Source organism: Meinhardsimonia xiamenensis, from assembly GCF_900102905.1.
Lineage (GTDB): Bacteria > Pseudomonadota > Alphaproteobacteria > Rhodobacterales > Rhodobacteraceae > Meinhardsimonia > Meinhardsimonia xiamenensis.
On the sequence record NZ_FNFV01000021.1, the window covers coordinates 1 to 1,253 of the forward strand.

The following is a 1,253-nucleotide window of genomic DNA, read 5'->3' on the forward strand; positions in this document are numbered from 1 at the left end:
TGACCTGCCCCCCGCTGGTCCCTCATTCATAACGAGAGTCTGCGGGTTTGGGTTTGATAGTCTTCGGTTTCGGTTTGGGCAAGCGCGCCGGGCGCGGAGCCGTCGATTTGCTCAAGCGCTCGGCGCGCTTGCAGCGGCGTCCGGTTTCCGAGTGACGAGTGCGGCCTGATGGTGTTGTAGTCGTAGCGCCAAAGGGCCAGCTTCCGGCGGGCATCGTCCAGGGTGTCAAATATCTCCTCGTTCAGCAGCTCGTCGCGCAGGCTGCCGTTGAAAGACTCGATGTAGGCGTTCTGCTGCGGCTTTCCGGGGTCGATGTAATGCCACGGCACATCGTTCTGGTCGGCCCATTTCAGGATGGCCCGGCTGGTAAACTCGGTCCCATTATCGCTGACAATGCAAGCGGGCTTACCGTAGACCCGTACCAACGCATCCAGCTCACGGGCGACACGTGCTCCCGAGATGCTGGTGTCGGCCACCAGGCACAGGTTCTCGCGGCAGCAATCGTCGATCACCGCCAGGATGCGGAACTTGCGTGAAGCGCCGAAGCTGTCTGACAGGAAGTCGAGCGACCAGCGTGCATTTGGGCGCGCCGCCTCCGGCATCGGCGTGCGCGATCCACGGGCCCGCTTGCGGCCGCGTCGCCGCTTCACCGACAGTCCCTCTTCCCGGTAGAGCCGATATAGCTTCTTGTGGTTCATCCTCATTCCCTTGCGCTCAAGCAAGACGCCGATCCGGCGGTAGCCGAACCGGCGCCGCTTTCCGGCGATCTCCTGCATCTCCTTGCGGATCTCGGGGCAGTCCGGCGGGCGTTCGCGCCGGACTGTCTTGGGATCGACACCGACAAGCCGGCAGGCCCGGCGCTGCGAGATATCGTGATCCCGCATCGCCCTGAGCGCTGCCTCGCGCCGCTCTTTCGGTGTCGTCAGTTCTTTCCCAGAAGATCCTTCAGAACCACGTTGTCGAGCATCGCGTCGGCCAGCAGCCGCTTCAGCTTGACGTTCTCGTCCTCCAGCGCCTTCAGCCTGGCAGCCTCGGACACCGTCATCCCGCCATACTTGGACTTCAGCTTGTAGAACGTCGCAGGGCTGAGGCCATGCCTGCGGCACACCTCCGCCGTCGGCATGCCTGCCTCCTGCTCCTTGATCATCCCGATGATCTGCGCCTCGGTGAAACGGCTTTTCCTCATGTCGTCTGCTCCTTCAGGGTTGAGCAGACTCTACATCATGGTGAGGGATTTTGCGGGGGGCAGGTCA

1 protein-coding gene is annotated in these 1,253 nt (G+C 62.8%); it reads right to left on the reverse strand.

Annotated features, from left to right (window positions below):
* Window positions 1–26 precede the first annotated feature (26 nt).
* Window positions 27–1,186 (reverse strand): IS3 family transposase gene (locus BLQ14_RS15225; protein WP_092501416.1). Its coding sequence is split into 2 segments (ribosomal slippage): window positions 27–937 and window positions 937–1,186, totalling 1,161 coding nucleotides; the frame shifts between segments, so codons are not numbered across the junction.
* Between the last annotated feature and the right edge of the window lie 67 nt (window positions 1,187–1,253).